Source organism: Streptomyces sp. NPDC053750 (genome assembly GCF_044544295.1).
In the GTDB taxonomy this organism is placed as follows: domain Bacteria; phylum Actinomycetota; class Actinomycetes; order Streptomycetales; family Streptomycetaceae; genus Streptomyces.
On record NZ_JBITXB010000002.1, the window covers coordinates 76,509 to 102,394 of the forward strand.

General features: G+C 71.7%; 21 protein-coding genes and 2 pseudogenes. 7 read left to right on the forward strand and 16 right to left on the reverse strand.

Features of this window, described 5'->3' with window-relative positions; genetic code table 11:
- The first annotated feature begins 136 nt into the window (after positions 1–136).
- Together ACIGO6_RS05750 and ACIGO6_RS05755 are read left to right on the forward strand one after the other, a co-directional pair.
- Positions 137–1,543 (forward strand): FAD-dependent oxidoreductase, encoded by a 1,407-nt coding sequence (locus tag ACIGO6_RS05750; RefSeq protein ID WP_399871836.1) that lies wholly within the window; start codon positions 137–139, stop codon positions 1,541–1,543.
- Complete coding sequence (locus ACIGO6_RS05755) at positions 1,540–2,754, forward strand: NAD(P)/FAD-dependent oxidoreductase (protein WP_399871839.1); 1,215 nt, start codon at positions 1,540–1,542, stop codon at positions 2,752–2,754. The genes ACIGO6_RS05750 and ACIGO6_RS05755 overlap by 4 nt, the downstream gene beginning before the upstream one ends.
- Positions 2,755–2,797: 43 nt before the next feature.
- On the opposite strand, the gene ACIGO6_RS05760 is transcribed toward ACIGO6_RS05755, so the two are convergent.
- A complete protein-coding gene (locus ACIGO6_RS05760; protein ID WP_399873560.1) occupies positions 2,798–3,730 on the reverse strand; it encodes a YbhN family protein in 933 nt (310 codons plus the stop codon).
- Between the two features lie 180 nt (positions 3,731–3,910).
- Between ACIGO6_RS05760 and ACIGO6_RS05765 the strand changes: the two genes are divergently transcribed.
- Entirely contained in the window at positions 3,911–5,836 is a 1,926-nt protein-coding gene (locus ACIGO6_RS05765; RefSeq protein WP_399873563.1) for an ABC transporter ATP-binding protein, read from the forward strand.
- A gap of 7 nt (positions 5,837–5,843) precedes the next feature.
- On the opposite strand, the gene ACIGO6_RS05770 is transcribed toward ACIGO6_RS05765, so the two are convergent.
- The 9 genes from ACIGO6_RS05770 to ACIGO6_RS05810 form a co-directional block, all read right to left on the reverse strand.
- Positions 5,844–7,625 (reverse strand): SpoIIE family protein phosphatase, encoded by a 1,782-nt coding sequence (locus tag ACIGO6_RS05770; protein WP_399871842.1) that lies wholly within the window; start codon positions 7,623–7,625, stop codon positions 5,844–5,846.
- 89 nt (positions 7,626–7,714) lie between these two features.
- Positions 7,715–9,319, reverse strand: coding sequence for a glycoside hydrolase family 13 protein (locus ACIGO6_RS05775; RefSeq protein ID WP_399871844.1), 1,605 nt, complete (start codon positions 9,317–9,319; stop codon positions 7,715–7,717).
- 110 nt (positions 9,320–9,429) lie between these two features.
- On the reverse strand, positions 9,430–10,305 hold the full coding sequence (locus ACIGO6_RS05780; protein ID WP_399871846.1) for a carbohydrate ABC transporter permease: 876 nt from the start codon (positions 10,303–10,305) through the stop codon (positions 9,430–9,432).
- Between the two features lie 16 nt (positions 10,306–10,321).
- Positions 10,322–11,281, reverse strand: coding sequence for a carbohydrate ABC transporter permease (locus ACIGO6_RS05785; protein WP_399871849.1), 960 nt, complete (start codon positions 11,279–11,281; stop codon positions 10,322–10,324).
- A 67-nt stretch (positions 11,282–11,348) separates the two neighbouring features.
- Complete coding sequence (locus ACIGO6_RS05790; RefSeq protein WP_399871852.1) at positions 11,349–12,764, reverse strand: extracellular solute-binding protein; 1,416 nt, start codon at positions 12,762–12,764, stop codon at positions 11,349–11,351.
- 151 nt (positions 12,765–12,915) lie between these two features.
- The gene (locus ACIGO6_RS05795) at positions 12,916–13,929 is read right to left on the reverse strand and encodes a LacI family DNA-binding transcriptional regulator (protein WP_399871855.1); all 1,014 of its coding nucleotides are present in this window, start codon (positions 13,927–13,929) and stop codon (positions 12,916–12,918) included.
- Between the two features lie 73 nt (positions 13,930–14,002).
- Positions 14,003–18,292 carry a discoidin domain-containing protein gene (locus ACIGO6_RS05800; RefSeq protein WP_399871858.1) on the reverse strand — a complete coding sequence of 1,430 codons (4,290 nt, stop codon included), beginning with the start codon at positions 18,290–18,292 and terminating at the stop codon, positions 14,003–14,005.
- A 263-nt stretch (positions 18,293–18,555) separates the two neighbouring features.
- A complete protein-coding gene (locus tag ACIGO6_RS05805; protein ID WP_399871860.1) occupies positions 18,556–19,569 on the reverse strand; it encodes a LacI family DNA-binding transcriptional regulator in 1,014 nt (337 codons plus the stop codon).
- Between the two features lie 51 nt (positions 19,570–19,620).
- The gene (locus ACIGO6_RS05810; RefSeq protein WP_399871863.1) at positions 19,621–20,667 is read right to left on the reverse strand and encodes an endonuclease/exonuclease/phosphatase family protein; all 1,047 of its coding nucleotides are present in this window, start codon (positions 20,665–20,667) and stop codon (positions 19,621–19,623) included.
- Positions 20,668–20,932: 265 nt separating this feature from the next.
- Between ACIGO6_RS05810 and speB the strand changes: the two are divergent.
- Positions 20,933–22,002, forward strand: a pseudogene (gene speB / locus ACIGO6_RS05815) (agmatinase).
- 8 nt (positions 22,003–22,010) lie between these two features.
- On the opposite strand, the gene ACIGO6_RS05820 reads toward speB, so the two are convergent.
- Together ACIGO6_RS05820 and ACIGO6_RS05825 are read right to left on the reverse strand one after the other, a co-directional pair.
- The gene (locus ACIGO6_RS05820; RefSeq protein WP_399871866.1) at positions 22,011–22,226 is read right to left on the reverse strand and encodes a class II aldolase/adducin family protein; all 216 of its coding nucleotides are present in this window, start codon (positions 22,224–22,226) and stop codon (positions 22,011–22,013) included.
- 213 nt (positions 22,227–22,439) lie between these two features.
- Positions 22,440–22,589: pseudogene (locus ACIGO6_RS05825) on the reverse strand (DUF397 domain-containing protein); the annotation flags it as partial.
- A gap of 335 nt (positions 22,590–22,924) precedes the next feature.
- On the opposite strand from ACIGO6_RS05825, the gene ACIGO6_RS05830 reads away from it, so the two are divergent.
- Positions 22,925–23,356, forward strand: a complete 432-nt coding sequence (locus ACIGO6_RS05830; RefSeq protein WP_399871869.1) for an ATP-binding protein — start codon at positions 22,925–22,927, stop codon at positions 23,354–23,356.
- On the opposite strand, the gene rpsR is transcribed toward ACIGO6_RS05830, so the two are convergent.
- The 4 genes from rpsR to rpmG are packed head-to-tail and all read right to left on the reverse strand — an operon-like array spanning position 23,310 to position 25,204.
- Entirely contained in the window at positions 23,310–23,546 is a 237-nt protein-coding gene (rpsR, locus tag ACIGO6_RS05835; protein WP_399871871.1) for a 30S ribosomal protein S18, read from the reverse strand. The genes ACIGO6_RS05830 and rpsR overlap by 47 nt on opposite strands.
- A 38-nt stretch (positions 23,547–23,584) precedes the next feature.
- Complete coding sequence (locus ACIGO6_RS05840) at positions 23,585–24,739, reverse strand: CobW family GTP-binding protein (protein ID WP_399871873.1); 1,155 nt, start codon at positions 24,737–24,739, stop codon at positions 23,585–23,587.
- Positions 24,739–24,993 (reverse strand): type B 50S ribosomal protein L31, encoded by a 255-nt coding sequence (locus ACIGO6_RS05845; protein ID WP_399871875.1) that lies wholly within the window; start codon positions 24,991–24,993, stop codon positions 24,739–24,741. The genes ACIGO6_RS05840 and ACIGO6_RS05845 overlap by 1 nt, the downstream gene beginning before the upstream one ends.
- A gap of 46 nt (positions 24,994–25,039) precedes the next feature.
- Positions 25,040–25,204, reverse strand: coding sequence for a 50S ribosomal protein L33 (gene rpmG, locus ACIGO6_RS05850; protein ID WP_399871878.1), 165 nt, complete (start codon positions 25,202–25,204; stop codon positions 25,040–25,042).
- A 68-nt stretch (positions 25,205–25,272) separates the two neighbouring features.
- Between rpmG and rpmB the strand changes: the two genes are divergently transcribed.
- The gene (gene rpmB / locus ACIGO6_RS05855; protein WP_399871879.1) at positions 25,273–25,509 is read left to right on the forward strand and encodes a 50S ribosomal protein L28; all 237 of its coding nucleotides are present in this window, start codon (positions 25,273–25,275) and stop codon (positions 25,507–25,509) included.
- Positions 25,509–25,814: a 30S ribosomal protein S14 gene (gene rpsN / locus ACIGO6_RS05860; RefSeq protein WP_399871882.1), complete on the forward strand. Its 306-nt coding sequence runs from the start codon at positions 25,509–25,511 to the stop codon at positions 25,812–25,814. Before rpmB ends, rpsN begins: the two co-directional genes overlap by 1 nt.
- The last annotated feature ends 72 nt before the right edge of the window (positions 25,815–25,886 follow it).

Sequence of the window (25,886 nt, forward strand, 5' to 3'; positions counted from 1 at the left end):
CCGTGATCGCGCCGTTGGCGTGCCCGGTGGTGGTCCGTGGCGGTGGGGCCGGTCGGTGTGTCGCGCGCTACCGGGCCGTCGACCGCCCCGCCTCCGTCCGCGTCGCGGCACCCGCGCCGCTCGAACGGATCCCCGCATGACCGTCACCGCCTCCGGCTGCCCCCTCCCCACCCGGCCCTACGACGTGGCGATCGTGGGCGCCGGTGTGGTCGGCTGTGCGATTGCCCGCCGGCTCGCGCACCACCCGGGTCTGCGTGTCGCCCTCGTCGAGGCGCAGGACGACGTGGGGCAGGGCACCTCGAAGGCCAACACCGCCATCCTGCACACCGGTTTCGACGCCGTGCCGGGCTCCCTGGAGGCCCGGCTCGTGCGCGAGGGCGCCCGCGAACTCGCCGCGTACGCAGCGGAGTCGGGCATCCCCGTGGAAGAGGTCGGCGCGCTGCTGGTCGCCTGGGACGAGGAACAGCTCGCGGTCCTGCCCCGCCTCGCCGAGAAGGCCGAGCGCAACGAGTACCACGCCACCGAACTCCTCGGCCCCGCCGACCTCTACGCCCTCGAACCCCACCTGGGCCCGGGCGCGCTCGGCGCACTCCACGTACCCGGCGAGAGCATCATCTGCCCGTGGACGACGACCCTGGCGTACGCCACCCAGGCGGTCCGCGGCGGAGTCGACCTGCATCTCGACTCGCCGGTCGAGCAGGTGCACCGCACGGCCGGCGTCCACCACCTGACGACGCCGCGCGGCCCCCTCCACGCCCACTGGCTCGTCAACGCGGCCGGGCTGCACTCCGACACCCTCGACCGGCGGCTCGGCCACGACGACTTCACCGTCACCCCGCGCCGCGGCCAGCTCATCGTCCACGACAAGTTCGCCCGCGCCCTCGTCCGCCACATCCTCCTGCCCGTCCCCACCGCCCTCGGCAAGGGCGTCCTGGTCGCCCCCACCGTGTACGGCAACGTCCTGCTCGGCCCCACCGCCGAGGACCTGGACGACAAACGTGCCACCGACTCCACCGCCGAGGGCCTGCGCAGGCTGCGCGAACAGGGCCGCCGCATCCTGCCCGCACTGCTGGAGGAAGAGGTCACCGCCGTCTACGCCGGCCTGCGGGCCGCCACCGAGCACGACGACTACAAGATCGGCACCCACCCCGACCAGGCCTACGTCACCGTCGGCGGCATCCGCTCCACCGGCCTCACCGCCTCCCTCGCCATCGCCGCGCACGTCACCGCGCTGCTCGCCGACTCCGGACTCGACCTCGGCCCGCAGCGCCCGCCGGACCCGGTCCGCATGCCCTACCTCGGCGAGGCCTTCCCGCGCCCCCACCAGCGGCCGGACCTGGTGGCCGCCGACCCGGAGTACGGCACCCTGGTCTGCCACTGCGAACGCGTCTCCTGCGGCGAGATCCGCGACGCCCTCGCCAGTACGGTCCCGCCCCGCTCCCTCGACGGCCTGCGCCGCCGCACCCGGGCCCGGGCGGGCCGCTGCCAGGGCTTCTACTGCGGGGCCGCGGTACGGGCGCTGTTCGAGGAGGCTCAGGGATGACCCGGCAGGTCGACGTCCTCGTGGTCGGAGCCGGCCCCGCCGGACTCGTGGCCGCGTCCCTGCTCGCCGCGACCGGCGCGCGTGTCGAGGTCCTGGAGCGGGAGCAGCAGGCCGGGGGAGTGCCCAGGCACTGCGCGCACCGGGGCTTCGGCAACCGGCCGCGCGCGCTGACCGGCCCGGCCTACGCACGTCTGCTCGCCGACGCGGCCGTCCGCGCCGGGGCCGACGTTCGGACCGGCGTCACCGCCCTCGACTGGGCGGGCCCGCGCACACTCGCCACCGTGGGACCGCAGGGCGCCCAGGCCCTCGCCGCCCGCGCCGTCGTCCTCGCCACCGGCGCCCGCGAACGCCCCCGCGCCGCCCGCCTCGTCCCCGGCACCCGCCCGGCAGGGGTGTACACCACCGGCGAACTCCAGCAGGCCGTCCACCTGTACGGGCAGCACATCGGGACCCGGGTGGTGATCGTCGGCGCGGAGGATGTCTCCTACGCCGCCGCCGACACCGTACGCACCGCCGGAGCCGACGTCGTCGCGCTGGTCACGGACCGGCCGCGGGCCCAGACCGCACCCGCGAGGGTCGTGGAAGCCCGCCTGCGCCACCGCACCCCGCTCCTGACCTGCACCACGGTCACCGAACTCCTCGGCCACGGGCGCGTGTCGGGCGTACGCGTCCGCCACCGCGACGGCCGCACCGCGACGCTGCCCTGCGACACCGTCGTGTTCACCGGCGACTTCGTCCCCGACCACGAACTCGCCCGGCGCGGCGCGCTGACCCTGGATCCCGGCACACGCGGCCCCACCGTGGACGGCGCCCTGCGCACCTCGCGGCCCGGCGTCTTCGCGGCCGGCAGCCTGCTGCACGCGGTGGAGAGCGCGGACACGGCGGCCCGCGAGGGCGCCCACGCGGCGACCGCCGTACGGGACTGGCTCGCGGACGCCGAGTGGCCGGGCGGCGTCCCTGTGATCGCGCAGACGCCCCTGAGCCGGATCGTCCCGAACCGCGTCACGCCGGGCTGTGGCCTCCCGTACCTCCTGCGCACGGCGGTCCCCCTGTCCCGGCCGGTCCTCCAGGTGAGCCAGGACGGCCGCCGCCTGCACCGGGAGCGGCCGGGCCCGCGCACCGTCCCGCCGCACCGGCCGCTGACGCTGGGGGCGGGCTGGGCCCACCGGGTCGACCCGAAGGGCGGACCGGTACGCGTCACCCTCGCCTGAGCGTGCCGCCGCCACCCTCGGACCGTCACCACCCTCGGGCCTCTCAGATCACCCGCATCCGGACCAGCGCCGCCAGCGTCAGCGCTCCCGGCAGCAGGGGCAGCCAGACGGTGATGAGCCGGAAGGCGAGCACCACCGCCGTGGCCACGGCCGCCGGACCGCCCGCCGCCACCAGCGCCACGACCAGCGCCGCCTCCACCGAGCCGATCCCGCCCGGTGAGGGCACCAGCGCGACGGCGACCGTCGCCGCCAGATACGCCACCGCCATGTGCGCGGGCGGCACCGGCAGCCCCAGCGCCAGCCCTACCAGGACCAGCGCGGCGGCCTGGAGCGCCGGGAAGGCGAGCGCGCCGCCCCACAGGGCCAACGTCCGCGCCGGACGGGTGTGCACCGAGCGGGCCTCGCCGAGCGCCGTCCGCAGGAAGGAGACCAGCGACGCACGCAGCCGTGGCAGCAGCGCCAGCACGCCCGCCGCCACCACCGGCACCGCGCCCGCCGCGACCAGCACCGGCCCGACCGCCGCCTCCGGCAGCAGGGTGCCGAGCCGCAGCGCGTCGGGGAACGCGATCAGCAGGGCGCCCAGCAGGGCGAGCCGGCCCACGCTCTCCGCCAGCAGATACAGGGCGAGCGCGGCCGACGCACGGGAGAGCGGCAGCCCGCACACCGCCATGAACCGCAGGTTCACCGCGCTCGCGCCCAGTCCCGTGGGCAGCAGGTGGTTGGCCGCCCCGGCCGCGAACTGCGTGGCCAGCAGCCGCCGCCGGGGCAGCCGCTCCACCACGGCGCCCTGCCGGGTGCAGGCCGCGGCGACCCAGGTCAGACAGGTCGCGCCGACCGCGGCCAGCAGCCAGGGCCAGCGGGCCGTGGCGAGATGGCCGAAGCCCTCGGCGAGCACGGACCGGTGCCGTACCGCGACCACGGTGACCAGCAGCAGGGGGAGTACACACAGGATCCGGCGGACCGGGACGCGGCGCAGGAGTCGCTTCTCGGGGAGTCGTACCGCTGTCGTCACACCACCAGAGATTCCCGCAGCCGCCCCAACTACGGATGGCCGACGCGCGGACGCGGGCTTACGGACCGCGGGCGGCGCCCCCTCGCCCTTCTTGTCCCTCTTGACCTCAAGGTTGCTTGAGGTTCTACCGTCGTGGGCATGAGCATGGAGACCACCGCCTGGACCCAGCTGCACAGCGTCATGAACGCCGAGCAGGAGCGCCGACCCCTCGCCCGCGCGACGCTGCGCCGCATCGGCGCGTTCGCCCGTCCGCACCGCCGCCGCATCGTCCGCTTCGTCCTGCTCGGGGTGGTGACCGCGCTGCTCGCCGTCGCCACCCCCGTACTGGCCGGACGCGTCGTGGACGCGATCGTGTCGGGCGACGACGAGGGCACGGTCGTCCGCCTCGCCCTGCTGATCGCCCTCATCGCGGTCGCGGAGGCGGGCCTCGGCATCCTCTCCCGGAGGCTGTCGGCCATGCTCGGGGAGGGACTCATCCTCGATCTGCGCACGGCTGTGTTCGATCATGTGCAGCGCATGCCGGTCGCGTTCTTCACACGCACTCGTACGGGCGCCCTGGTCTCCCGTCTCAACAACGACGTCATCGGCGCCCAGCGCGCCTTCAGCAACACCCTGTCCGGCGTGGTGACCAACCTGGTCACGCTGGTGCTCACCCTCGCCGTGATGCTCACCCTGTCCTGGCAGATCACCCTGCTCGCCCTGGTGCTGCTCCCCGTCTTCGTCCTCCCGGCCCGGCGCATGGGCCGCCGCATGGCCCGTATGCAGCGCGAGGCGGCCACCCTGAACGCCGCGATGGGCACCCGCATGACCGAGCGCTTCTCGGCACCCGGCGCCACGCTGATCAAGCTGTTCGGCCGTCCGGAGGAGGAGTCCGCCGAGTTCGCCGACCGCGCCCGCCGCGTCGCCGACATCGGGGTGCGTACCGCGACCGCCCAGGCCGCCTTCATCACCGCGCTCACCCTGGTCTCCGCGCTGGCCCTCGCCCTCGTCTACGGCCTCGGCGGCTTCTTCGCCCTGCGCGGCACCCTGGACCCGGGCGCCGTCGTGGCGCTGGCCCTGCTGCTGACCCGGCTGTACGCGCCGCTCACCGCGCTCGCCGGGGCCCGCGTGGAGGTCATGAGCGCCCTGGTCAGCTTCGAGCGGGTCTTCGAGGTGCTGGACCTGGCCCCGCTCATCGACGAGAAGCCCGACGCCCGCCCGGTCCCCGACGGCCCGGTCGCCGTCGAGTTCGACGACGTCCGCTTCGGCTACCCGTCCGCCGACAAGGTCTCCCTGGCCTCCCTCGAAGAGGTCGCCTCCCTCGACACCCGGGGCGGCGCCGAGGTCCTGCACGGCCTCTCCTTCCGCGCCGAACCGGGGCAGACCGTCGCGCTCGTCGGGTCCTCCGGCGCCGGCAAGTCGACGATCGCCCAGCTGCTGCCGCGGCTGTACGACACCGACGGCGGCACCGTGCGCGTCGGCGGCGTCGACGTCCGCGAACTGACCGCCCGCTCCCTGCGCGACACCGTCGGCATGGTCACCCAGGACGGGCACCTCTTCCACGACACGGTCCGGGCCAACCTGCTGCTGGCCCGCCCCGACGCCACCGACACCGAGCTGTGGGACGCCCTGAGCCGGGCCCGCCTCACCGACCTCGTACGGTCCCTGCCCGACGGCCTCGACACCGTGGTCGGCGAGCGCGGCTACCGGCTCTCCGGCGGGGAGCGCCAGCGCATGACCATCGCCCGGCTGCTGCTGGCCCGCCAGCGCGTCGTCATCCTCGACGAGGCCACCGCCCACCTCGACAACACCTCCGAGGCGGCCGTCCAGGAGGCCCTCACCGAGGCCCTGGAGGGCAGGACGGCCGTCGTGATCGCGCACCGGCTGTCCACCGTCCGGGCGGCCGACCAGATCCTGGTGGTCGAGGCGGGGCGCATCGTGGAGCGCGGCACCCACGAGGAACTCCTCGCCGCCGGAGGCCGCTACGCCCAGCTCAGCCGCACCCGGTTCGGCCACCGAGCGACGGACAAGACCGACCGGGCCGACGAGGCCGACGAGGTGAGTGCCGAGAAGGTCGAGAAGGCGGCGTAGGGGCCGGCTAGTGCGGGCCGGGCTGACCGGTCCGCACCGGCAGGTCCTGCTCGGCCCAGACGACCTTCCCGTCGGGCGTGCGGCACGAGCCCCAGCGGCGGCACAGCATGTTGATCAACTGCAGGCCGCGCCCGCTCTCGTCGCTCACGTCGGCGTGCTGGATCTGCGGCAGGTCCGGCCCGGAGTCGGAGACCTCCACCGACAGCCGCTCGTACCGCAGCAGCCGCAGCTCGCCCGGGGCGTTGCCGTAGCGCAGGGCGTTGCCGACCAGCTCGCTGACCACCAGCTCCGTCGTGTCCACCAGGTCCTGAAGACCCCACGCCACCAGCTGCTCGCGCACCGCGGCACGGGCCTGCCCGGCCGCCTTGCCGTCCGGCGGGAGCGTGCGGGCGTACACCTCACCCGCGGGAGCGAGCGGCCGGGTGGCGGCGACGAGCACGATCGCGTCGTCGGACCGGTCGCCGCCGACACGTTCGGTGAGCACCTCGCACACCGTGCCGTCCCCGGGCAGACCGTCACAGACCGCCCGGCGCAGCCGCTCCATCCGGGTGCCGAGGTCGGCACCGCGCGATCTGATCAGCCCGTCCGTGTAGAGCGTCAGCCGCCCGCGCTCCGGCACGGGGCAGTCGATCGGGTCGTACGGGATCACCCCGCTCCCCAACGGCGCCCCGATCGGCACGTCGAGGAACGAGGCCCCGTCCGGCCCGGTCAGCAACGGCGGCGGGTGACCGGCGCTGGCGATGCGGAAGCTGCCGCCGAGCGGGTCGTGGACCGCGCACAGGCAGGTGGCGACCTGGTCCTCCTCCAGGTCACGGGCGGCCAGGTCCAGCCGGGCCAGCAGCCGCTCGGGCGCGATGTCGAGCCCCATCAGGGTCCGGGCCACCGTGCGCAGCCGGCCCATGGTCGCGGCGGCGGCCAGTCCGCGCCCCATCACGTCGCCCACCATCAGCGCGGTGCGTCCGCTGGGCAGAGCGACCACGTCGAACCAGTCACCGCCCACGGCGGCCGGGTCGACGGCCGGGACATAGCTCGAGGAGACGTCGAGGCCGGGTGTGCTCGGGTTGGAGCGGGGGAGCAGGGCGCGTTGCAGCGTGATCACGTGCTCGTGTTCACGTCCGTAGAGCCGGGCGTTGTCGATGTACACGGCGGCCCTGGACGCCAGCTGCATGACCAGGGGCAGATCGGCACGGGTGAACGGCGACCGGCTGCCGGCCCGGACGAAGTCGGCCAGGCCCAGCAGCACCCCGCGGGCGATCAGCGGCACCGCCAGGTACGAGTGCACCCCCGCACGGCGCATCAGCCGCGCCGCCTCGGGCGAGGGCGCGACGGCGAGGAAGTCGGACGGCTCCATCCGGGTGACCAGGACCGGCTTCCGGGTGGTCAGGCACTTGCGCACCAGCCGGTCCGCGGTGAACACGGAGACCTCGCCGACCGGATCCGGTGCCAGGTCGAGACCCGGTACCTCACAGACCGCCATGGCCCTGAGCTCGGGGGTGCCCGTCTCCGACTCGAGGCGGTCGCCGTCCTGGAAGCGGAGCACCGACTCCAGCAGGTCCACCGCGCACCCGTCGGCCAGTTCGGGCACGGTGAAGCCGGCCAGCTCCTCCGCGGTGCGCCGCAGATCCAGCGTGGTCCCGATGCGCACGCCGGCCTCGTTCAGCCAGGCCAGCCGGCGCCGGGCGCGCACGGCCTCGGTCACCGGCCGCAGGGCGGACTTGACCGCCCGGCGTCCGTCGGCGAGGGGCTGTGGAGGACGGCGTTCCCCGCGCAGCCACGGTCGTTCCCGCACGCGTCGCCTCCTCCCAAGGCCTCCTGCCCCGATTCTGCCTCCCCTCGGGGCGACCGGCGACGGCGGACGCCCGGCCAGGGCGGGGCACCTCAGGAGCGCAGCCACACCGCCGTGTCCCGCGGCAGCCGGCCCTCCGCGTCCAGGGGCCCGCTGCGGAGCAGCACCGTGTCGTGCTCGGGCAGCGCGAAGGGTTCGGCGGCCAGGTTGACGACGCAGGTCGGGCCGCCCGCACGGGCGAACGCGAGGACACCGTCCGGCGCGGGCAGCCAGCGCAGCGGGCCGTCCCCGAAACCCTCGGTGGAGCGTCGCAGCCGCAGCGCCTCGCGGTAGAGCGAGAGCATCGACTCCGGGTCGGCGCCCTGGCGGTCCGCCGCGTAGGCCGCCCAGCCCTCCGGTTGCGGCAGCCACGGTTCGGTCTCGGAGCCGAAACCGCAGTACGGGGCGTCGGCCGACCAGGGCAGCGGCACGCGGCAGCCGTCCCGGCCCGGATCGGTGCCGCCGGAGCGGAAGTGCATCGGGTCCTGGATCCGGTCGAGGGGGATGTCGGCCTCGGGCAGGCCGAGTTCCTCCCCCTGGTACAGGTAGACGGACCCGGGCAGGGCCAGGGTCAGCAGTGCGGCGGCCCGTGCGCGCCGGGTCCCGAGGGCCAGGTCGGTCGGGGTGGCGAAGGCCTTCGTCGCGAAGTCGAAGCCGGTGTCCGCACGGCCGTACCGGGTCACGGTGCGGGTCACGTCGTGGTTGCAGAGCACCCAGGTGGCGGGGGCGCCGACGGGGGCGTGCTCGGCGAGGGTGTCGTCGATGGTGCGGCGCAGCCGGTCCGCCTCCCAGGGGCAGGACAGGAAGTTGAAGTTGAAGGCGGTGTGCAGTTCGTCGGGCCGCAGATAGCGGGCGAAGCGTTCGGCGTCGGGCAGCCACACCTCACCCACGAAGACCGCCCCGTACTCGTCGGCGATCGCCCTCCAGGAGCGGTATACGTCGTGCAGTTCGTCCAGGTCGATGTACGGGTGCGGGTCGACGCCCTCCTCGAAGTCCGCCAGCGCGGGGTCCTTCGCGAGCAGGGCGGCGGAGTCGATGCGTACGCCGGCGACGCCGCGTTCGAACCAGAAGCGCAGCACGTCCTCGTGCTCCTGCCGGACCTCCGGGTGGGCCCAGTTGAGGTCGGGCTGCTCCGGCGTGAAGAGGTGCAGGTACCACTCGCCGTCGGGGACCCGGGTCCAGGTGGGGCCGGAGAACTGCGAGGGCCAGTTGTTGGGTGGGAGCTCACCGTGCTCGCCGCGGCCGGGGCGGAAGTGGAAGCGTTCCCGCTCGGGGCTGCCCGGGCCGGCCGCCAGCGCCTCCTGGAACCAGACGTGCTGGTCCGAGACATGGTTGGGGACGATGTCGACGATGGTGCGGATGCCCGTCTCCCGGGCCTCGGCGATCAGCTTCTCCGCCTCGCCCAGGGTGCCGAAGGCGGGGTCGATCGTGCGGTAGTCGGCGACGTCGTAGCCGCCGTCGACGAGTGGTGAGACGTACCAGGGGGTGAACCAGACGGCGTCCACCCCGAGTTCGGCGAGGTGGGGCAGTCTCGCCCGGACGCCCGCGAGGTCACCGGTGCCGTCGCCGTCGCCGTCGGCGAAACTGCGGGGATACACCTGGTAGATGACGGCGTCGCGCCACCAGTCTTCGGGGCGGTGCGAGTCGGGGGCTGCCACGTGAGGGTCCTTTCGGGCAGGTTGGATCTTCGCCGCCGGCCCGGACAGGGCGGGGCGTCGGACGGGCCGGCGGCGAAGGTTGACGGGGACGATCCGGACGGGGTGGGGCCTCAGCCCTTGAGCCCGCCGGCGGTGAGTCCGCTCATGATGTTGCGCTGGAAGATCAGGAAGATGATCAGGGTCGGCAGCGAGGCCATGGTGAGCGCGGCGATCAGCACGTTCTCGGGCACACCGGTGGACAGGGAGTAGATGCCGACGTTCAGCGTCTGCTTGGCGGGGTCCGGCAGCGTCAGCATGGGCCACAGGAAGTCCTTCCAGACGCCCACGATCGCGAAGATGGACACCACGCCGAGGATCGGACGCGAGATCGGCAGGACGATCGACCAGAGCGTGCGCATCGACGACGCCCCGTCCATGGACGCGGCGTCCAGCAGTTCCCTCGGGATGGAGTCGAAGAAGCGCTTCAGCAGGAAGATGTTGAACGCGTTGGTCACCGACGGCAGCCAGATCGCCCACGGCGTGTTGAGGAGGTTCCGCTCGAAGATCGGCACGTCGAGCACCGTCAGGTACTGCGGGACGACCAGCACGGTCGCCGGGATCATCAGGGTCGCCAGCATCATGCCGAGGATGGCCTTGCCGAGAACCGGGCGGAGCTTGGACAGCGAGTAGGCCGCCGCCACGTCCAGCACCAGCTGGAAGGCGAGCGCGCCGAACGCGTAGTACAGCGTGTTCCCCAGCAGGCCGGCCAGGTCCATGACGTTCCACGCCTGGGTGTAGTTGTCGGACTCGAAGGACTCGGGGAACAGCGTCGGCGGGGTGCGGACCGCTTCCTGTGTGTCCTTGAAGCCGCTGGAGACCATCCAGTACATCGGGCCGAGGAAGACCACGGTGAACACCGTGACGACCAGACCGAACGTGAGCCAGTAGAGGCGTTTGCCGCGCGGCCGGGCGAGCAGGGCCGGCGAGATGAGCGTGCGTGTGGACATCGGTTCTTCCCCCGGCCTACTCGTTCTCGGCGCGGTTCAGCTTCACGTACACCGCCGACACACCGGCGAGGAGTACGAGGAGCAGCAGGCCGAGGGCCGCCGCGGCGCCGTAGTTGTTGAAGTTGAAGGCGTACTGGTAGATCAGGTAGACGACCGTCGTGGTCGAGCCCTCGGGGCCGGCGCCGCCGGTGAGCAGGAAGGGTTCCACGAAGACCTGCATGGTGGCGATGATCTGCATGAGCAGCATCAGCGACAGGATGAGCCGCGTCTGCGGGATCGTCACGTGCCAGATCTTGCGGAACAGCCCGGCACCGTCGAGTTCCGCCGCCTCGTACAGCTCCCCGGGGATGCCCTGGAGCGCGGCGAGGTAGATGAGGGCCGCGCCGCCCATGTTCATCCACGTCGAGGCGACGACCACCGAGAGCATGGAGAGGTCGGGGTCCTGCAGCCACTGCTGCTCGGGCAGTCCGACCGTGCTGAGCAACTCGTTGAGCAGGCCGTAGCCGGGGTCGTACAGGTACTTGAAGAGCAGGACGGCGGCGACCGGCGGCAGCATCACCGGCAGGTAGACCAGCAGCCGCAGATACCCCTTGCCGTGCCGGAGTTCGTTGATGACGAGCGCGACGACGAACGGCACCGCGAAGCCGAAGACCAGGGCCAGCACGGTGAACAGCAGGGTGTTGCGCCAGGCCTGCCAGAAGGCCGGGTCGTTGAAGACCGTGCGCAGGTTGTCCAGGCCGACCCAGGAGACCTCGCCCTGGTCCGTCTTCTGGAAGGCGAGGAGGAACTCCCGGACCATCGGGTACCAGGAGAAGAACGCGAAGCAGAGGACCGCGCCGATGAGGAAGCCGTGCGCGGTGAGGTTGCGCCTCAGGCTCCTGGCGAAGGAACCGCCGGGCGGGGGCGGGCCGTCCGGCGGCGGCTGGGAGCGGCGGGATCTCGCCGCCTTGCTCGGGGTCAGACTGGGGGCCGACATCGTTGCTCCTCGGTACTGATCTCATGGGCCCCGGGGGGCGGTGCGGCCCGCCCCCCGAGGGAGCCGGTCACTGCGTGGCCAGGACCTGGTCGACCTGCTGCTCGGCGGTGGAGAGCAGCTTGTCGATGTCGGCGTCCTTGTTGGTGAGGATGCCGGACATCACGTTGTCCAGGACCTTGTAGACCTCCTGCGCCTTCGGCGGCTCGGCCATGCCCGGCACCGGGTTGTCCATGAACGACTTGAAGTTCTCCACCGGCATGGTGGCGTGCTCCAGGCGGGCCGCGTCGTCCTTCTTCTTCGACTCGTTCAGCCAGAAGTTGGGCTGCGGGAGGCCCACCGGCAGCTTGTCGGTCTTCTTGCGGGCCCAGTCGAACTGCCCCTTGCCGACGGTGAGGTTCTCGAAGTTCAGCCAGGCGATCGCCGCCTTGACCTTGTCGGAGGAGATCCCCTTCTTGATCATGTAGCTGTTGCCGCCGGCGAGGGTGTTCTTCTCGCCCGGTATCGGGCCCATGCCGAAGTTCTCGTAGTCCGCGCCGAGCTGCTGGACCATGTACGTGATGTCGTCGGGCGCGGCGAGGAACATGCCCAGCTTGTCCGTGGCGATCTGCTTCTGCAGGTCGCCCCACTTGAGCAGCTGGGTCTTGCCCATGCTCTCGTCCTCCCAGCGCATGGCGTGGAGGTTCTCGGCGACCTCCTTGCCCACCTCGTTGTTGAAGGTCGCCTTCTTGCCGCTCTCGTCGACGACGTCGGCGCCGCGGCTGTACATCTGGGCGGTGAAGTGCCAGCCGCCGGTGTTGCCCGCGCTGTACTCGCCGAAGCCGGCGATGCCGTCGCCCAGGTCGGCGATCTTCTTGGCGGCGGTGCGGACCTCGTCCCAGGTGCGCGGCGGGGTGTCCGGGTCGAGACCGGCCTGCTCGAAGAGCTTGCGGTTGATCAGCAGGCCCATCGTGTAGTTGCTCGTGGGGAGGCCGTAAAGCTTGTTCTCGTGCTTGAGCGAGCCGAGGACGTTCGGGTCGATGTCCCCCAGCGCCGGGACGGTCTTGTCGTTGACGTAGGCCGTGATGTCCTCGGCGCCGTCGTTGTCCAGCACCTGGGGGAGGTCGGTGAAGTAGGTGTAGAAGACGTCGGGCTGCGACTTGGCCTTGAGCATCGCGGTGAAGCGCGGCGGCTCAAGACACTGGCCCGGGGTGGAGCGGCCGTCGATGGTGACGTTCGGGTAGATCTTGTTGAACGCCTTGACGTCCTCCTTCCACTCCTTGAGCTCGGCCGCCTTCGCCGCCGGGGGCATGCAGTCGATGGTGATCGTCACCTTGGTCTTCGGGTCCAGTGGAGCAGCCGGGTCGGAGGACCCGCTGCCGCCTTCGGAACCGCCGCCGTCGTCACTGCTGCTCGTGCCGCAGGCGGCCAGAGCGGTCAGGGTGAGAGCGGAGACGAGCGTGATGGCGCCGGCGCGGCGAGTACGGCGGAACCGAGCACTTCTCATGGGTGGTCCCCTTCGGGCATGAACGTGGAAGGCGCCCCACCGCCGATGCGTTGTGGGGCGCCGCTCACTCAACCACCGCGAACAAGTGAACGCAATATCTCGCGCTGATTTCGTAATTGCTCGACAGTCTGTCGAAGATGCTGAAGTGCCGCTAGCGTTCGGTCACCTGTGCCGTGGAGCCGCGGACGACGAGTTCGGGCTCGAAGAGCAGTTCCCTGTGGGGGACTTCGGTGCCCTGGATCTGCGCGCAGAGCAGGTCGACGGCGGCGCGTCCCATGGCCTCGATGGGCTGGCGGACGGTGGTGAGCGGGGGTTCGGTGCAGGTCATGAAGGCGGAGTCGTCGTAGCCGACGACGGACACGTCGCGGGGTACGTGGAGTCCGCGCCGGCGGGCGGCGCGTACGGCGCCGAGGGCGAGGGGGTCGCTGGCGCAGATGATGCCGGTGACGCCGCGCTCCAGCAGGCGGGACGCGGCGGCCTGGCCGCCCTCCAGGGAGAACAGTGCCCGCTCGACGCACTCCTCGGGCAGCTCCGCGTCGGCGGCACGGGCCGCCTCCTGGGCGGCGGCCAGCTTCCTGCGGGACGGGATGTGGTCGGAGGGCCCGAGCACCAGGCCGATGCGCTCGTGGCCGAGGGAGGCCAGGTGGCGCCAGGACTGCTCGACGGCCACGGCGTCGTCGCAGGCGATGCACGGGAAGTCGAGGTCCGCGATGGAGGCGTTGATGAGCACCACCGGGATGTTGCGTTCGGCGAGCAGCCGGTAGTGGTCGTGCGGGGCGTCCGCCTGCGCGAACAGGCCGCCTCCCGCGAAGACCACGCCGGACACCTGCTGCTGCAACAGCAGCTCCACGTAGTCGGCCTCGGAGACGCCGCCCTTGGTCTGCGTGCACAGCACCGGCGTCAGCCCCTGCTGGGCCAGCGCGCCTCCGATGACCTCGGCGAACGCGGGGAAGATCGGGTTCTGCAGCTCGGGCAGCACCAGCCCGACCAGCCGGGCCCGCTCGCCCCTCAACTGCGTCGGACGCTCATAGCCCAGGACGTCCAACGCGCTCAGCACGGACTGCCGGGTCGCCTCCGAGACTCCGGGCTTGCCGTTGAGGACCCGGCTGACCGTGGCCTCGCTGACTCCAACCTTTTTCGCTACCTGAGCAAGTCGTCGCGTCACATACGCAAGACTAGCGCAAGTCTCCGCAAGAGACTTGCGCCAGCCATCGAGCCGCCCGACGGGAATGTCGGGTCTAGGGATTGCGGATGATCTTGAAGGTGGACGTGGTGTTCCGGACGTCCACGGCGTTGTCGCCGAGCCTCAGCCCGTTGAACGTGACCTCACCGACCGCCGGGCCCTGCCCCGCCTCGGGCAGCTCGTTGGCCCAGAGACCGAAGCCGGACTTGGCGTCGAACGCGTCACCGCTCTTGCGTGCGCCCGTGACGGAGACGTCGGTGAAGACCGTGTCCTTGATCGGGAACTGCGGCTGCCCGCCCACGTAGTTCGTCTGGAACATGATGCCGCTGTAGGTCGGATCGACGATGTCGACGTGGTTGACCCGGATGCCCTGGAACACCTTGGACGCCGAGAACACCCAGATGCCGGGGAAGGTCTGCTGCCCCCAGAAGTGACCGCCGGCCCGGACGATCGAGATGTTCTCGAAGGTCGTCGGATCGGTGCCGAAGCCGTTCATCGGGTAGCCGAAGTCCAGCGAACTGATGGTGATGCCGGAGTAGACCAGGGTGTCCGCGATGTGGATGTTGCGGAAGGTGTTGCTGTAGCCGCCGTAGACGGCGAGACCCGCGGCGCGCCAGGTCAGCGTCGTCGTCAGGTTCTCGTAGAGGTTGTTCTTCATGTCCGCACCGCCGGCGTCGATCGCCGAGAACAGCGCGAAGCTGTCGTCACCGGTGGCGCGGGCGTCGTTGTTGGACACGAGATTGTCGGTCGAGCCGTTGGTCATGTTGACGCCGTCGGCGAACATGTTGCGGATCCGGGAGTTCTTGATCGTGATCCGGTCGGTGTTGGCGCCCCAGTACAGGCACACCATGTGCTCGTTCCAGATGTTGTCGATCACGATGTCCGACACGTTGGAGAAGTCGAACACCTTGCCCGGACCGTCGATACGGCTGGTGTAGTTGCCGAAGTAGGCGAAGTTCGCGAAGGACGAGCCCTTCGCGGTGGCGTCGGCCCGGAAGCCGACGTCGGTGTTGTCCTGCGTCGACGGCGCGTGGAACCTGGTGAACCAGGGACCGGCGCCCACCACCTGCACCGCCTTGCCGTACACCTGGAACTTGCTCGACGTCCGGTAGTCGCCGGGCGGCAGATACACACCGACCAGCTTGCCCGTGCCGTCCATACGGACCCGGTCCAGTGCGTTCTGCACGTCCTGGTGCGTGAATCCGGCGGGTACCGCGTACGCCGCCGGGTCCGGGTTGGCCACCGGCGCGACCTGCTCCAGGTTGACGAAGTCGATCGCGTAGTCCGTGGTGTTCGCGGCGTCCTTCTGCAGCCGGATCCTGCTGCCCGCCGGCACGGTCTCGCCGAGCATGATGTGTGCCTCGTCGTAGATGTGACGCGGCGCGCCCGCGCTCGGCGCGTTGCCGGGGGAGGCCTCGGCACCGTACAGCCAGGCGTACTTCGAGGTGAGCGGGAGCGCCTTCTTCATGACGCCGTCGACGTACACGTTGATGGTCGAGTCGATGCCGCCCCCGCCCGGCGCGTCCGGGATCGAGAAGCGCGTCACCAGGGTGTTGGTGTCCGCCTTCGTGGTGAACTCGACGTACTCACCGGTCGCGTCGAGGTGCACGGCCCTGCGGCCGGACGCCTCGCCCGCGATGTCGCCGATGGTCCGGTTGGGGCCGACCACCTGGGCACCGCCGCCGACCGTGCCGTCCTCCGCCTCGTACATGGCGTACGGCATGTTGGCGCCGCGCCCGACGAACAGCGGCTGCGTGGAGGTGTTGTTCTCCCGTTTGACCGGCAGTTCGTTCGCGTCGTCGGCGACCGTGACCTTCACGGTGTAGGAGCCGTTGGCCGCCTTCCAGGTGCCGAGGCCGACGGCCGGGGTCGTCGTACCGGCGGCGACGACTCCGGAGTGCGCGCCGGTCAGGGTCTTGACCGTGGTGCCCTTGGCGTCGACCAGGTCGAGCGTGACCGCGTGGTTGCCGCCCGCGGAGTCCTGGGTGCCCTGGTTGCGGAGCGCGACCCTGAAGGTCACGTCCTCGCCGGCGGCCGGACTGGAGGGGGAGGTGGTGACCGAGGCGGCGACCAGGTCGGAGCTCCGCACCGGCTTGACCACCAGCGGCTCCGGCCGCGTGTAGCTGTTGTTGGTCTCGTTCTGCTCGGTGATCTCGTTCGCGTCGTCGGCGACCGCGCCGAGCTCGTACGAACCGGCCTCACGTGCGCCGATGGAGGCGCTCACCGTGCGCTGGGCGCCCGCCGCCAGGGCGCCGACCTCGGCCGTGGCGACCTTGGTGCCGCCCAGCCGCAGCGCGACCGTGCCGGCCGGGGCGGCGGCGGGGCCGCTGTTGCGGACGGTGGCGGACACGGTGATGTCGTCCGACTCGACGGGGGCGGCCGGTGAGGTGGTCAGCCCGGTCACCTCGAGGTCGGGGTTGGGCGCCGGGACGCCGATGACCTGGAACTCGGCGACCTGCCCGGCCGTCGCACCGGTGTTGGAGGTGAACCTGAGCTGCACGTCGGCGACGCGGGCGTCGACCGGCACGGTCACCTGGTTGCCGCCGCTCGCCGGGTCGAAGACGTAGTCCTTCGCGGCCACCAGACTGGTGAAGCCGGACGCGTCCTGCTCCCGTCCCAGCACCTCGATGTTCTGCGTGCGCTTCGACCAGCCGGGGTCGGGATTGAGCTTGAGCACGACGGCGCTGATGTCCGCGTTGGCACCCAGCTTGAGCGTGAGCGTGTTGGGGTAACTGCCCGCCGCGCCCTCCCAGTAGGTCGACGTGCTGTTGTCGTTGGCGTTCTGGGCGACGTAGGTGTGGATGAAGGAGGAGGCGCTGATCGCCTTGCCGACGGCCAGGTTCGAACCGACCCCGGTGCCGTTGCGGGTCACGGAGTTGCTGTTGCCCGACTGGTTGCCGGCCGCGTCCTTCGCCCGCACGAAGTAGGTCACGTTCGCGGCGGCCGGCTGCGTGTCGGTGTACGTCGTCACGTCGCCCGCGAGGCTCTTGCGCAGCGTGTTGTTGGCGTAGAGGTCGTAGCCGGTGACTCCCGTGTCGTCCGTCGACGCGTCCCAGGTCAACTTGACCTGACCGGCCGCCGGCTCGGTGAACGCCAGGTTCGCGGGCGCCGTCGGAGCCTGTGTGTCGCCGGTGTCGGCGCGGCGGGTCACGCTGTTGCTGTTGCCCGACTGGTTGCCGGCCGCGTCCCTGGCCCGTACGTAGTAGGTGACCGTGGTGTCGGTCGGCCGGGTGTCGGTGTACGTGGTGACATCGCCCGCGACCGTCGTCAGCAGCTCGCCGCCCGCGTAGATGTCGTAGCCCGTGACGGCCGTGTCGTCCGTGGCCCCGTCCCAGGTCAGCCTGATCCGACCGGTCGCCGGCTCGGTGAACGCCAGGTTCGCGGGCGCGGTCGGGGCCTGTGTGTCTCCGGTCTCCGGGCCGTAGACCTCGAGCTCGGAGACCTGGGCGGCCGGGTGACCGGTGTTCGCCGACACCAGGACGCGTACATGGCGCGTGGTGGTCGCGTCGAAGGTGATCGTGGCGGACCGCCCGCCCGCCGCGTCGAAGGTGTACGCCTTGGAAGCGGTCAGATCGCTGAAGTCCGAGCCGTTGTCGCTCGCCTGGATCTTCAGGGTCTGGCTGCGGCTCGGCCAGCCGTCCGGCAGACGCAGCACGACGCGGTCGATCCGGCGGGACGTGCCGAGGTCGGCCTGGAGCCATTGCGGGAACGCGTGGTTGGCGCTCTCCCAGTACGTGGCCTTGTTGCCGTCGTTGCCGTTGCCGGGTGTGTACGCGCCCGTCGAACTGCTCGCCGTGAGGCGGCGCCCGGCGGCGAGGTTCACCGACGACTCGCCGGCCGCGTGGACCTCGAGCTCGGAGAGCTGGGCCGCCTGCCAGCCGCTGTTGGCCGTGATGGCGACCCGCACGAACCGCGTCTGCGTGGCCGGGAAGCTCACGGTCACCGTGTTGCCCGACGCCGCGCTGAAGCGGTAGGTGGCGGAGGTCTTCAGCGTGCTGAAGGCGGTGCCGTCGGCGCTGCCCTGGAGGGACAGCGTCTGGTCGCGGCTCTCCCAGCCGGCGGGCAGCCGCAGGACGACCTCGTCGATCCGCTCGGTGCTGCCGAGGTCGGTCTGCACCCACTGGGGCAGGTCAGTGCCCGCGCTCTGCCAGTAGGAGTTCTGGTTTCCGTCGGTGATGTGGGCGGCGCCGTACTCGCCGTGCGAACTGCTCGCGGCCGCGGGGTCTCCCACGGCGAGGTTGGGTCCTCCGGCTGCCGAGGCCGACAGCAGGGGCCCTCCCCACGCCAGGAGACTGGTCGCGACCACGGCGCCCAGGGCGCGCGATCTCCAGTTCCGGTTTCTCATGTCTCCCCGATCACTCAATGATCTTCAACATTTACGTTGAGCGCTCAGAGAGTTGCAGAGAACTGTCAGGTCGTCCACAGCCCGGACAGGCCGAACTCGGCGCCGGGCAGGCGGAGAGTTCTCCGTGGGACAGGGGTGATCCCCCAGTGGTGCCCCGGAGCAGGGACTTTCAGGCGCTGCGTCGCACAGCCGCAAGCAACTGCCAATTCACGCAAGGAACTTGCGCACCGAAGAGACGTGCGTGGGTACGTGGGCGGGTCCCGCTACTGAGCGGACGCCGCCTGTGCCGTGGAGCCGCGGACGACGAGTTCGGGCTCGAAGAGCAGCTCGCCGTGGGGGACTTCGGTGCCCTGGATCTGCGCGCAGAGCAGGTCGACGGCGGCGCGTCCCATGGCCTCGATGGGCTGGCGGACGGTGGTGAGCGGGGGTTCGGTGCAGGTCATGAAGGCGGAGTCGTCGTAGCCGACGACGGACACGTCGCGGGGTACGTGGAGTCCGCGCCGGCGGGCGGCGCGTACGGCGCCGAGGGCGAGGGGGTCGCTGGCGCAGATGATGCCGGTGACGCCGCGCTCCAGCAGGCGGGACGCGGCGGCCTGGCCGCCCTCCAGGGAGAACATCGCCCGCTCGACGAACTCCTCCGGCAACTCGGCGGCCATGGCCCGCGCCGCATCCTGGGCGGCGGCGAGCTTCCGCCGCGAGGGGATGTGGTCGCTGGGACCGAGTACCAGACCGATGCGCTTGTGCCCCAAGGAGACCAGATGCCGCCAGGACTGCTCGACGGCCACGGCGTCGTCACAGGCGATGCACGGGAAGTCGAGGTTCTCGATGGACGCGTTGATGAGCACCACCGGGATGTTGCGCTCGGCGAGCAGCCGGTAGTGGTCGTGCGGCGCGTCCGCCTGCGCGAACAACCCGCCCGCGAAGACCACGCCGGACACCTGCTGCTGCAACAGCAGCTCCACGTAGTCGGCCTCGGAGACGCCGCCCTTGGTCTGCGTGCACAGCACCGGCGTCAGCCCCTGCTGCGCCAGCGCGCCCCCGATGACCTCGGCGAACGCGGGGAAGATCGGGTTCTGCAGCTCGGGCAGCACCAGCCCGACCAACCGCGCCCGCTCACCCCTCAACTGCGTCGGACGCTCGTACCCGAGAACGTCCAACGCGCTCAGCACGGACTGCCGGGTCGCATCGGAAACCCCCGGCTTGCCGTTGAGGACCCGGCTGACCGTGGCCTCGCTGACCCCGACCTTCTTCGCCACCTGAGCCAGTCGTCGCGTCACACCCGCAAGGCTAACGCAAACCGCGCAAGAGGCTTGCTCTCCGGTCCGCGGTCACCGCGGGCGGGCAGTGCTTCCCGTATCGACCCGGGCGATCACCGGCAGATGGTCGCTGCCGGTGGCGGGCAGGGTGCGGATGTGGTCGACCGTCGCCGAGCGGGCCATGACCTGGTCGATGCGGGCCAGCGGGAAGGCGGCGGGGAAGCTGAGGGCGACGCCCCGTTCGGCCACGTTCAGCCGTGTGGTGAGGGGATCCAGCGCCCGGTCGTCGACCGTGCCGTTGAGGTCGCCCAGCAGGATCACCGTGCTCAACTCCTCGGCCGCGACGGCCCTGCCCAGCAGACCGGCGCTCTCGTCGCGCCGGGCGGACGCGAGACCGCCCGCGCCGACGCGGACCGAGGGCAGGTGCGCGACGTACACGGCGATCTCGCCGCGCGGCGTGCGCACCGCGGCCCGCAGTCCGCGACTCCACTCCTCGGTGATGCCCCGGGGCTTGATGTCGAGCGTCCGGTCGGCAGTGAGCGGATGCTTCGACCAGAGCCCGACCGTGCCCCGGACCGTCCGGTACGGGTAGTGGGGCGCGAGGACGCTCGCGTACACGTCGAGCGCGGGGTGCACCAGCTCCTGGAGCGCGATGAGGTCGGGCTCGGCGGCGGCCAGGGCACGGGCGGTGCCCGCGGGGTCGGTGTTCTCGTCGCTGACGTTGTGCTGCACCACGACCAGGTCGTCCGGGCCGGAGTCCGGCGCGGGCAGGAGCAGCGGGCCGAAGAGGTGCGCCCAGGCCGCCGCCGGCAGTAGCAGGGCCGCCAGCGCGAGCGCCGAACGGCGCAGCAGCGCCAGGGCGAGGAGCACCACGACCGCCAGGCCGAGCCACGGCAGGAACGACTCCAGCAGACTGCCCAGCCCGAGCCCGCCGCCCGGTACCGCCCCGTGGAACGCGAGGAGGGCGGCCGTCAGCGCCGCGGTCACGGCGAGCACCCGCCCCCGCGTCCAGGCAGACCCGCCCTGCGCCGCCGCCCCGCGCAGCCACCTCGGGCGCCGTGCCCACCACCGCGCCGCCGCCCGCACCACCGGCGCCGCCCGGCCCGTCCGCTCCGTCATCGCTCCCCGTCCACTCGTCCTCGCCCGTCTGGACGAGTGGACGGGAGGACCCGGTTCCGTATGGGGGCCGGTCAGCGGGCGGCGGTGGCGCTCGTCGTCGGTGGCCGACCTGGCAGGTCGCAATGAGGTGGGGCATAAAGGGCGTATCGGCTTCGCAAGCCCCATGACGTCATGAGCCCCACGATGTGAAGAACCCATGACGTGAAGAACCCATGACGTGATGCACAGTGCCCCCAGGGAAAGGCCCGCCGTGCCGACTCCACCCATGACCCTCTTCGGCCCGCACCTCACCTTCCTGGGGGTCGACGCATGCGACCTCGACGACCCGACCACCTACGCCGACGCGGACGTCGTGATCCTCGGAGCCCCCCTGGACGGCGGCACCACCTATCGCTCCGGTGCCCGCTTCGGCCCCTCGGCCGTCCGTCAGGCCTGCTACCTCCCCCAGGACGGCTCCCGCCCCAGCCTCGCGATGCGCGTCGACGCGCTGAAGGACCTCAAGGTCCACGACGCCGGTGACGTCGCCCTGTACAGCGGCGACATGGCCCGGTCGGTCGAGCACATCGAAGCGGCCGTGTTCAAGATCGCATCCTCGGGGGCGGTGCCGGTCGTCCTGGGCGGCGACCACACCATCGCGTGGCCCGACCACACAGGCGTCGCCAGGCACCACGGCTTCGGCAAGGTGTCGATGATCCACTTCGATGCCACGCGGACACCGCCGACACCCAGTTCGGATCCCTCGTCGCCCACGGCACCCCCATGCGCCGGCTGATCGAGTCCGGCGCCCTGCGCGGGGACCGCTTCCTGCAGATCGGGCTCCGCGGCTACTGGCCCGACGAACCCGTCCTGACCTGGATGGCACGGCACGGCATCCGCTCCTTCGAAATGACCGAGGTCGTCGAGCGCGGCCTCGACGCCTGCCTCACCGAGGCCGCGGACATCGCGCTCGACGACTGCGAGGGTGTCTTCCTCTCCGTGGACATCGACGTCGTGGACCCGGGCTCCGCCCCGGGCACGGGCACCCCCGAACCCGGCGGCCTGACCCCGCGCCAACTCCTCGACGCCGTGCGGCGCCTGTGCTACGAGCTCCCCGTCGTCGGCATGGACCTCGTCGAGGTCTCACCGCCCTTCGACCACGCGGACGTGACCGCGCTGCTGGGCAACCGCGTCGTGCTCGAAGCGCTCTCCGCCATCGCCCGACGCCGCAAGGACCATCGGGAAGGGACCACTTGGGACCCCCGCGAACCCTTGCTCCACGGCCGAGCGGTCGACGAGCAACTCGACCGCATCGACCAGGGCCGAGTCGCCGGCCACCGGCACACGGCGGGTCCCTGATCCGACCGTCAGGAGGCTACGGGCGCGAGCCCGGCGGCCTGCTCGCGAGTGAGGGGCCGGGTGACGTGTCGTTCCCGTAGGAGCAGGTGCAGCTTGGCGGTCTCCTCGAGTTCCTCGATCGCGTCGACCGCCTGCTCCAGGGATGCGCCGGCGACGACGGGACCGTGGTTGGCGAGGAGGACGGCGTGGTGGGAGCGGGCCGTCCGCTCGGCGAGTACGGGCACGGCTGGGCCGACTGCACCGCCCACCTCGAGGCCGTGGGGAGCGTTGCCAACTGCCGTGTGCGCAAGGCCGTCCCAGGAGGAACGGGCCAACCGCATCCGCGGTCGACCGCTGCCAGGGGGCCGGGGCGCCGGGACCGCCACAGAGGGAGAGGCCGCGCCGCGAGCCCTGGGTGGTGCGGCCTCGCGGCGCGGCAGGTCAGAACCGGTTATGCCTCACAGGTCCCCGACGAACCCGGACCATGCGCTCCGCGCGAACGCGAGCCGAGGACCGCCGCGCTCCTTGGAGTCCCGTACGTGTTTGGCGGTGGCGTCGACGGCTACCTCGACGCACTCGCCCCCTTCGTCACCGCTGTAGCGGCTCTTGGACCAGTTGAGCTCCGCGGAATGTTCCGCCGCGCCCGCTCGACCGACGAGATCGTTTCCTCGCCGTACCCGACCCGGTCGCCCAACGCCTACTGGCTCAGCCCGGCTCGCTCACGGGCGACCTTGATCTGCCGGCCCAGGGCCCGGAACAGGTCCGCGACCTTGTCCGTGCCGTCAGCTTCGCCGCCCGTGGGGGCCCCTGTACCCGACTGCGCTGCCAGCCGTACGACCACCCTGTTCCCGGTGCCGAGAGCGAACCGGCGAGGGCCCGGCCGGGTCACGGCTGTACGCCCGTACCCGGTGAACCGACCGTCGGCACAGCCCACTTCCGCGCCTTGTTCCCCACCACCGCGCACGGTGCGCACGCCGCACGCCACGCCGCCGCCGACAGCATGTCCACAGCCTTCCTCCTCATCGCCGAACTGACCGCGAATGCGGCCCTGCACGGCCAGGTGAGAGGCAGGAACGCACGCCTCGTCCTCACCCTGACCCCGGCCACCCTCCGAATCAAGGTCACCGACGCGCGGGGCGAGCGCCAGCCCGTGCCGGCTCCGGCCACCGATGCCGACGGCGGGTCCGGACGAGGGCTGCTCCTGGTCGCCTCGCTCGCGGACGCCTGGGGCTGCGCGGCGCACCCGCCCGGCGGCAAGACGGTGTGGGCGGAGTGCGCCCGGCGGGCACCCCTGAGGCCGGCGGGCGCAGGGGACGGGGTGGCGCTCCTCACCGGCTCGAGTACGGAAGGAGCGCCATCTCTCGGGCGTTCTTGACCGCCGCGGCGATCTGTCGTTGCTGCTGGGCCGTGACGCGGGTGACGCGGCGGCTGCGGATCTTGCCGCGGTCGGAGATGAACTTCCGCAGCAGGTCGGTGTCCTTGTAGTCGATGTAGGTGATCCCGGCCGCGTCCAGCGGGTTGGGGCGGGACTTCAGCGGCTTGCGGGGGACTTGGCGGGGGGCCATGGTGTGCTCCTTCTGTGTTGAGGCGGACGGGGCCGGAGTTACGCGACGGGGTCGAGGAGAGAGTCGAATGCGGCCGGGAGCCGCTTCCACGCCTCGGGTCCCGCGGCGTACTCGGCGTCGGTGAGCAGACAGGACTCCAGCACCCGCGCGAGCCCGTCGCGGTCCAGGCCGGGTGAGGTGAAGACGAGGTGCTGGCAGCGGTCGCCGTGCTCGGCGTGCCAGTCCAGGGCGGCGGCCGCTCGGCGTACGGGCGGGACCAACTCCCAGGCGGCGTCCGGCAGGGAGGCGAGCCACGGGCCGGCACTCTCCACGCACAGGGCTCCGCCTGCGGCGTCCCAGGCGAGCAGGGTGTCGGGGCGGTCGGCGAGCCAGAACCGTCCGCGGCTGCGGGCGGCGGAACAGCAGAGGTCTTCCAGCGCCTCGTAGAGGCGTTCGGGGTGAAACGGGCGGTGCCGACGCCAGACGAATGTGGTGACGCCTGCCGCGTCGGCTTCCTGGGGGAGCAGCGCGCAGGCCGGGTGCTGGGCTGCGGCGGCCGCGTCGACGTCGAAGCCGGCGAAGGCCAGCCGTGCGAGTTCCGCGGAGCCTGCGTCCACCTGGCGGGCGGTGGGGTGGAGTTGGGTGAGCAGCGCGCGGTCCTCGTCGTCGGCGTCCTCGCTCTCGACGACCGCGAGGACGGGGGCGTACTCCAGTTGCCTGGCCCAGGTGTCGCCGACCGTGCGCTGGTCGCCGGCTGCGGCCGCGAGGCCCGCCTCGGCCAGGTCGTCGCCGTTGCCCAGACAGGGGAGTACGAGAGCCGGGTCGACCGCTGTGATCACGTTGGTGAGCCGCACCGCGTCGCCGCCGTGGTGGACGACGACCTCGGCCATCCCCCTGGGTTCCACGGAGTCCCACAGTTCGACGACGGCGAGCCGGGTGAGGCCGGCTCCGGCGAGCCGTTCCAGCTCGGGGACCAGGTCCTCGCGCAGGGCACAGCAGGCGCAGTCGTTGACCAGCGGGGCGTCGCCCCGGGACAGCTCGCCCGAAGCGTCGCGCACCTGGCGCAGGACGGTGCCGTCGGCCGCGGAGGACAGGTCGTGGTGCAGGGCGACGCTGCCGGGTACCAGGCGCAGGAGGTGCTCCACGACCTGGCGGCGTGCCTCGGAGTGGAGCCCGGCGACGATGACGACGGGCAGTCCGGTCTCTTCCCGCATCACTTGGCTCCGTGCCGACCGTATCGGCGTCCGAAGCGCTCGACTCGCCCGGCGGTGTCCAGGACTCGGGCGGTCCCCGTGTAGAAGGGGTGGCTGACGTTCGAGATCTCGACGTCGACGACCGGGTAGGTGTTGCCGTCCTCCCAGTCGATGGTCTTGTCGCTGGACATGGTGGAGCGGGTGAGGAACGCGTAGTCGGCGGCGCGGTCGCGGAAGACGACGGGGCCGTACGCGGGGTGGATTCCGGGCTTCATGGGGCGTCCTTGAGGTCGGGGTCGGCGGGGGAGGTGCGGCGGGAGGTCAGCGTTCCTCGCGGAAGTCCACGTGGCGCCGGACCATCGGGTCGTACTTGCGCAGGACCATGCGGTCGGGGTCGTTGCGGCGGTTCTTGCGGGTGACGTACGTGTAGCCGGTTCCCGCGGTGGAGCGGAGCTTGATGATCGGGCGTACCTCGTTGCGTGCCATGAGCGGTACTATATGGGAATGGTTTCCATTATCAAAAACTAGCCGTCCGACGAGAGGTAGGTACGACCTTGTCCGCCCACTGCCAACTGACCGGCGCCCAGCCGGGCTTCGGCAACCACATCTCCCACTCGCATCGGCGCACCTCGCGCCGTTTCGACCCCAACATCCAGCGCAAGCGCTACTGGCTGCCCAGCGAGGGGCGGCACGTCCGGCTGACGCTCAGTGCGAAGGCGGTCAAGACCGTCGACAGCATCGGCATCGAGGCCGCCGTGGCCCGCATCCGCGCCCGAGGGGGGAAGGTCTGATGGCCAAGAAGAGCAAGATCGCGAAGAACGAGAAGCGCAAGGCGACCGTCGAGCGGTACGCGAGCCGCCGTGCGGAGCTGAAGGAGATCATCCGCCGGCCGTCCTCCACCGACGCCGAGCGCCGGGCCGCACTGGAGGAACTGCGGCGCCAGCCCCGCAACGCGAGCGCCACGCGAGTGCGCAACCGGGACAGCGTGGACGGGCGACCGCGCGGTCACCTTCGGAAGTTCGGCCTGTCGCGGGTCCGCGTGCGCGAGCAGGCCCACGCCGGCTTCCTGCCCGGGGTCACCAAGTCCTCCTGGTAGCCGCGCCGCTCGCACAGCGGGCGGAGCCTCGGGCCGTGACTCGGCGGAGTCACGGCCCAAGGCCCGCGTCCG

What these genes read in the sequence shown, in the direction of transcription:
- ACIGO6_RS05750 (WP_399871836.1), top strand. Translation starts at nt 137, where the DNA reads ATGACCGTCACCGCCTCCGGCTGCCCCCTCCCCACCCGGCCCTACGAC.
- ACIGO6_RS05755 (WP_399871839.1), top strand. Translation starts at nt 1,540, where the DNA reads ATGACCCGGCAGGTCGACGTCCTCGTGGTCGGAGCCGGCCCCGCCGGA.
- ACIGO6_RS05765 (WP_399873563.1), top strand. Translation starts at nt 3,911, where the DNA reads ATGGAGACCACCGCCTGGACCCAGCTGCACAGCGTCATGAACGCCGAG.
- ACIGO6_RS05780 (WP_399871846.1), bottom strand. Translation starts at nt 10,305, where the DNA reads ATGTCCACACGCACGCTCATCTCGCCGGCCCTGCTCGCCCGGCCGCGC.
- ACIGO6_RS05785 (WP_399871849.1), bottom strand. Translation starts at nt 11,281, where the DNA reads ATGTCGGCCCCCAGTCTGACCCCGAGCAAGGCGGCGAGATCCCGCCGC.
- ACIGO6_RS05790 (WP_399871852.1), bottom strand. Translation starts at nt 12,764, where the DNA reads ATGAGAAGTGCTCGGTTCCGCCGTACTCGCCGCGCCGGCGCCATCACG.
- ACIGO6_RS05800 (WP_399871858.1), bottom strand. Translation starts at nt 18,292, where the DNA reads ATGAGAAACCGGAACTGGAGATCGCGCGCCCTGGGCGCCGTGGTCGCG.
- ACIGO6_RS05810 (WP_399871863.1), bottom strand. Translation starts at nt 20,667, where the DNA reads ATGACGGAGCGGACGGGCCGGGCGGCGCCGGTGGTGCGGGCGGCGGCG.
- rpsR (WP_399871871.1), bottom strand. Translation starts at nt 23,546, where the DNA reads ATGGCCCCCCGCCAAGTCCCCCGCAAGCCGCTGAAGTCCCGCCCCAAC.
- ACIGO6_RS05840 (WP_399871873.1), bottom strand. Translation starts at nt 24,739, where the DNA reads ATGCGGGAAGAGACCGGACTGCCCGTCGTCATCGTCGCCGGGCTCCAC.
- ACIGO6_RS05845 (WP_399871875.1), bottom strand. Translation starts at nt 24,993, where the DNA reads ATGAAGCCCGGAATCCACCCCGCGTACGGCCCCGTCGTCTTCCGCGAC.
- rpmG (WP_399871878.1), bottom strand. Translation starts at nt 25,204, where the DNA reads ATGGCACGCAACGAGGTACGCCCGATCATCAAGCTCCGCTCCACCGCG.
- rpsN (WP_399871882.1), top strand. Translation starts at nt 25,509, where the DNA reads ATGGCCAAGAAGAGCAAGATCGCGAAGAACGAGAAGCGCAAGGCGACC.